At 46.3% G+C, this 6,037-nt stretch carries 3 protein-coding genes and 1 pseudogene; 1 reads left to right on the forward strand and 3 read right to left on the reverse strand.

Annotated features, from left to right (window positions below):
* The first annotated feature begins 356 nt into the window (after positions 1-356).
* Positions 357-1,688, forward strand: coding sequence for an extracellular solute-binding protein (locus PAT3040_RS01515; protein ID WP_108991258.1), 1,332 nt, complete (start codon positions 357-359; stop codon positions 1,686-1,688).
* A 61-nt stretch (positions 1,689-1,749) separates the two neighbouring features.
* Here the strand turns inward: PAT3040_RS01515 and PAT3040_RS01520 are convergent, their stop codons facing one another.
* From PAT3040_RS01520 to PAT3040_RS40480, 3 genes and pseudogenes are all read right to left on the reverse strand, one after another.
* Positions 1,750-4,059: a pectate lyase family protein gene (locus PAT3040_RS01520; RefSeq protein ID WP_181376389.1), complete on the reverse strand. Its 2,310-nt coding sequence runs from the start codon at positions 4,057-4,059 to the stop codon at positions 1,750-1,752.
* A 564-nt stretch (positions 4,060-4,623) separates the two neighbouring features.
* On the reverse strand, positions 4,624-5,271 hold the full coding sequence (locus tag PAT3040_RS40475; RefSeq protein WP_507763360.1) for a hypothetical protein: 648 nt from the start codon (positions 5,269-5,271) through the stop codon (positions 4,624-4,626).
* Positions 5,265-5,660, reverse strand: a pseudogene (locus tag PAT3040_RS40480) (Gfo/Idh/MocA family protein); the annotation flags it as partial. The pseudogene PAT3040_RS40480 and the gene PAT3040_RS40475, both read right to left, overlap by 7 nt.
* Positions 5,661-6,037: the final 377 nt, after the last annotated feature.

Consider the following 6,037-nt stretch of genomic DNA (forward strand, 5'->3'; position numbering starts at 1 on the left):
CCCGCTCCCCCCCCATCGATTGGCGGGGGGGCTCCAGATGGAGAACGCCCGCCGATCCAGCTCGAATCCTCAATGATTTCTCATTCACCTCCAGAAACTCGCCGCTAATTTTTCAAATGCGACATCAATGACCCAGACGTTTGATCCCCTCCTTTACTGCCGCTTCCTTTCCCAAATCAACAATAGATTCGATCGCCCTATATTTTACGATTATAGCCGTATATTTTTGATGGAAACGCTCCTATACAATATTGTCAAATACATTGTATACGCTTACAGACGGCGGCGCAGACTTTGAAAGGGGGCTGATTCGGGTTTTAGGATTATCCGCTTCAAACTAAGGGAGGGAAAACGAAATGTTGAAAAGAAGAATGGGACTGCTGTTGGTTATTATTATGATTTCAAGTTTATTTGCAGCTTGTACTAACGGTAATACTGAAGGTACTGTTAATACTGAGGGTACTGTTACCCCGTCGGGCGGTAATGATCCCACAGCAGAACCTCCGGCGCCGGAAAATGCCGAAATCACTTTTTCTACAATATTTTCCGATGAAGAATTTGAAGCAAATGTAGGGAGTTACGTGAAGAAAAAGTTCCCTACATACACGATTCACCATTTTTCGAATAGAGGACTTTCATTGGAACAACTAGTAGCCGCTCAAACAAAGTTTGATATTTACTTCACAAGAGCCGGTGGATTTTTGAATGCATACGAACCGATGAAGCTGACTTTCGATATGGCGGAGCTGGCTAAAAAACATGGAGTTGACTTAGCTTCGTTTGCCCCGGGGTTTATTGAATCTGCCACGTTTGATAACCAACTTTACGGCCTTCCTATTTTTAACGATTCTCTTGTGTTGTACTATAACCGAGATTTATTCGACAAATTCGGGATTCCATACCCGAATGATGGCATGACATGGGAGGAGACGTTTGCACTCGCCCATCAATTCGATCGGAATGAAAACGGAACGCAGTATATGGGACTTTGGATGTCTCCGAAGCACTACTTCCGCATGAATTCCTTATCGCAAGGTTTCATTGATCCGGAAACGAACAAGGTGACGGTAGACAACGATAATTGGAAGAGGATTCTTAACCTCTTCACTGAATTGAGCAGAAATCCTGGCGTGCAGACAATGGCTAAAGGAAATTTCCCAAGTCATGATCACTTTAGAGGAGCAGCAGGCGTTGCCGCCATGTACGTATTTTTAACCGAATGGATCGCGGTTTCGCAAGATCAACTTCCGCTGAACTGGGACATGGTTTCGATGCCGGTCTTCAATGATCTTCCGGATAATGGCACTCAACCTTACGCCAACTATGCAGGTATTACTTCCATTTCCGAAAATAAAGACCCGGCCATGCAAATTTTAAAATATTTAACGTCTGAAGAGTTCCAAATGGAAGTATCAAAAAAAGGAAAGATTTCTCCATTGAAATCACAGCAGGTTAAAGATCTTGCATTTGAAAACCATCCAGACCAAGATAAAAACTTCGACGCAGTGTATGTGAACGGAAATGCTCCAATGCGTCAATTACATCCATTAGAAGATCACATCGTTGACTTAATGAATGATAAAGTAACTGAACTTGTAACAGGGCAAAAAGATGTCAATACAATCCTAAGAGAGGTACAAGAACTGGGGCAACAAACGGTTGATCAGGAAATGGAAAAATTGAAGTAACGGGAAAACCCCCGACTCTGAATATGGAGTCGGGGGTTGCTCGTTCAAACCCTCTATTGATTTACTTCTTGTCAGCCTGTCCTTTTATTCTAAATGAGCGATTGATCGAAGCGTGGCTTACATTGCCTGCAGCATCGGTTGCCGTTGCGGTGACGGTATACGTTCCGTTGTTCAGTCTTGTTGATTCGACACTAAATGAACTGTTCGAGTCAGCCGTTGTCGTCAACGTTTTGTTTTTTGTCGATCCTGGTGAAGTGCCTGTTAATGTTATCGTCACGATGCTGCTCGGTTCTGCCGTTCCTCTTATGCTCGGCGTACGCGTGCGAAATACCGCTGACTCTGCCGGATCTACAATGACTGGTGCTTCTGGCGCTGTCATGTCCTTGTTGACCGTTAGACCGGCGTACCGAGTGACAAGAAAAGGAATATCCTCGGCATCATTCAGATCGTAGGCGTAGGGCGGATTGGTAAAAGGCGCCACGCTATTGTAGCCCTCAGGCGTAACGGCTCCCGTTTCCATTAATCCGCTTGTGTTGTCATAAATATTGCCTGCAGCGGTGATGTACGCCGGACGACGGTCTGGGTACATAAACTGGTGTGGATTTCTCACGTCCTTGAAATAGTTGTTTTCCACCAGCATCGACGCGAAGACGCCTACGCCAATGGCGTAATTGTTGTTACTGGCAGTGTAGTAGTTGTTGTAGGCATGCGCTTGTCCGAACAAGACGCGAGGCATCCGCTGATCGGTATTGTTGGCGAACCAGTTGTGATGATAGGTTACCTTGTTCTTACCTGTGTCGGTAGCATCATGTTCAGCGCCTCCGCCATTCAAGCTGACCAGACGGTGAGGATTATCCGGATCGGTGTAAAAGAACTTGTTCCATGAGACGGTTACGTAGTTGGTGCCTTGGGTGAGGTCCAATAAGCCGTCACTGGCATCCCAGATGTTCAGGTGATCGAACCAAAGATGATGAGAATTTCTCACGGCGATCGCGTCGGCAGGGCCGAAAATGGGCCAAATGCCTTGGAAGTTCAAGTTGCGAATGATGGTGTTGCTGCTATCGTTTATGGCGATGCCGCCGCGGATGGTCGCGTACTCGTTATCCCCCGTTATTGTCTTGTTGCTACCTATGTTGATAGGTTCAACCCCGGACGTGATTGTTCCGGAAACGACGATAACTCTCGGGACGTCGTCGCCAGCCAGTTGCTCCAGTTCTTCCAGCGTTGTCACCGTTAGAGGTTCGGCATCGCCGCCACCTTTAGTCCCGTCCTGCCCTTCGGCCTCTACGGAGGCCCACCCGTATAGTTCCTTGGAAGGCTCCGTATGGTGCCTTAAACTAATATAAAGCGTCAGGCTTTCCTCATCCCAGGCGACATCCAGTCCCATGGCTTCGGATATTTCTCGAACAGGAAGCATCCTATTGCCATCCAGGACAAAAGGCCGTACGTCCGGATTGATTTCCAAACCGTTCACGATCAACTGAGTCGACTGCTGTTTGAGCCTAGCTTGGCCCGGCATGGAATTAATCAGAACGGCATTCTTTTCCTCATTCCAAACAACATCAGCGCCAAGTTGTTCCGCTATGAATTTTACAGGCGCCATGACTTCACTGTCCGCTTTAACCAGCGGTACATCCGACTCCGCCTCTTCTCCAAAGGCAACAATGGTTAAGGGAGTCCTATCAATGTCCGGAAGCGGTTCTTCACTTCCGGGGTCAACGGGATCAATAGGAATCGGTACGTCAAGCGACTTGATATTAATATAGTTGATCTTAATGTTTTCCGTGGCGGTATCTTTCGGATCGAGGGTCAGTTTGCCGTCAGTCACATCTGCTTCTACCGTTTTGGAAACGTAAGTTTGTCCAACCGGTTTCACGTGTTCCCATTTACCGTCAATTTGTTTGTTTTCGAAAATGACGGTCTCTTCGGCCAAAAGCAACAATTTCCCTTTGATTTGGTCCGGGTACCGAATATCGCCTATGCTGACCGTCACTTCATACTTACCGTTCGGAACAGCTATCTCCCAAATAATACCTTGACCAAATTGGTTTAAGGTTGCTAGTTTAAGATCCGGTTCGATTAAGCTGTAATCTCTGGCGGCTCCGACAATGCCCGGCGTCCATCCATACGTAAAGCCATTCCCGCGTTCGCCGTACACATCCCCGTTGTCGGGCAGATAACCTTCTGCCGTTTGGGAACCTTTGGTCTGGAAGTCAATATTGATCTCATCGGTTGTATCCGGATTTGTAACCGGATCTGTGAGCGGAACGATTTCGTAGGATTTCGCAGCCGGAACTGATGAAGAAAAAAATATCATCAATGGAATAAAAAGCGACAGTACCAGAAACGAAACTTTTTTTGACGCCTTCATGAACAATCCCTCCTCATTCATTCATTCATAGCATCTCGGCATTCGCCGAGGCAGATGGGACAAGGGGTTTCTTGTACCACCAAACTTACGGTCCAGGCGTAGTCCTCATCAACAAGATGGCCCTCCTTTATCCCCCCTCTAGAAGTCGTTTGTCGTCACAGTCAAAAATTTGAAGATTTTTTCTTGTAAGCGCTCTATTCTTCTCATATTATACGGACTTCACAATTGAGAAACTCTAGCGGATATTGCTTAATAGTTAAAAGATTTTGCTCTTTGTGCTTTGCCCCATTCGTGCTGAGTTCGCGAACGGCATCTTATAAGAGGCGTTGCAACGTGCTCTTGGTAATTTTATAATAATCAAATTTTTCGTTTTCGAAGTTGATTTTACAAATAAAACTAAAGTCAGGATCCCAAGTGAACCTGACTTTTTTAATGTGACTGCGAATCTAAAAACCTCAATGTATTTTTTCCATCGCCATGACATCTACGAAATTACTGTCAACAATCCCTTGTTTATTAAAAGTGCCTGCTTTGCTGAACTCATTCCGACAAACCGGTATTATCTTAGTTTTTTCCATAAAAATCGACGAACTCCACTGGCGAACCGCAATTAGAAACCGACTGCAACGATAGCGCGAATACCGAGCTCCAGGTCACTGCGTCGTAAACGTCGATCGCAGGCTTTCTGTCCTCCAGGATGGCAGAGACGAACTCTCGGATAATGAAGAAATCACCTCCGCCGTGTCCGGTATGGAGAGCTTCTTTCTCCCATGCTCGCCAATCTGGATGATCCCATTTTGTCTTATGATGCCATAACGAATCCCATTTCGGGTCGTTCCCGGATGTGTATGACCCCTCGTTGCGCAGCCAAATGAGCGGATCCTCTCCATCGAATCGTGGTCCGAGATACGCTCCTTCCGTCCCTTGCAGTCCATAGTGCACCATATTGTGTGGACGAGCGGACTGGATATCGACGCGGAGCGACACGACAACGCCCTTCTTCGTGCGGATAAGCGTAGTGGAGCTGTCCCCCTGCTTCCAGTAATCTGGCTGCGAGCCTGGGTGATCCGATCCGAACATTTCTCGAAAATAGTTGGCCGTTGAGCGGCTTTTCGTATTGAAGGTGACAAATTCCTCGAAACGATCACCACCCGGTTGATGAATGCCGAGCCATTTGGCGATCGGACCGACGAATGGGTCGGGTATGTACAGGCATTAAAATCGTGTATACACTGTCCACGCCAGGTCAAACTCCCGTCCGCTCCATGCATTAAACTTCGGACATCGTGAATGTATCCGCATTCCGCATAAGTAATCTCGCCGAAGGCGTTTGCGTCAACCATCTGCTGAACCATTTGGTTCTCGCGAGTGTAGCAATAATTTTCCGCCATCATGTACTTCAAGCCGCTCGCTTCCACCGCTTCAATCAGCTTCCAACTGTCCTCAATGGTATGTGCGGCAATTACTTCACTCAGAACGTGTTTTCCTGCGCGGAGCGCCTGAATCGCCTGATCGGCGTGAATCAACATCGGGGTCGCCACGTAAATGGCATCGACCAACGGACATTCCAATAGCTGATCATAGCTGGAGAATGTAACGATGTCGGGGTATGTTCTCTTCCAGTCCTGAAGAACCTCTTCTTATGGAGTTTATCCTGGTCTTCGTCGAAGCCTAGGATTTTCTTTCCCTAAATGTAGAACAAAGAGCAAGATCTCTTTGGATCTTGCTCCTTGTTTGTTATGTTTTGGTGCAACGATATGAATATTCCGTGTTCCAATCAAAGTGAAAATCTCCGATTTAGTAAACAGGTATTAAAAATTACCTATGTATTTATTTCCCCCCATTTGTCCATAGCATTTTTTTTATTGAATCATATATTAGTGTATGAACACTTGTCTTTATTGAAAATGGAATGGAGGGATTTTATTGAGCCACAATCATAATATTTTATCAACTGGTGTGTTACGAAGACACTCGA

Origin of the sequence: Paenibacillus agaridevorans, assembly GCF_003112455.1 — a bacterium.
Taxonomy (GTDB): Bacteria; Bacillota; Bacilli; order Paenibacillales; family Paenibacillaceae; genus Pristimantibacillus; species Pristimantibacillus agaridevorans.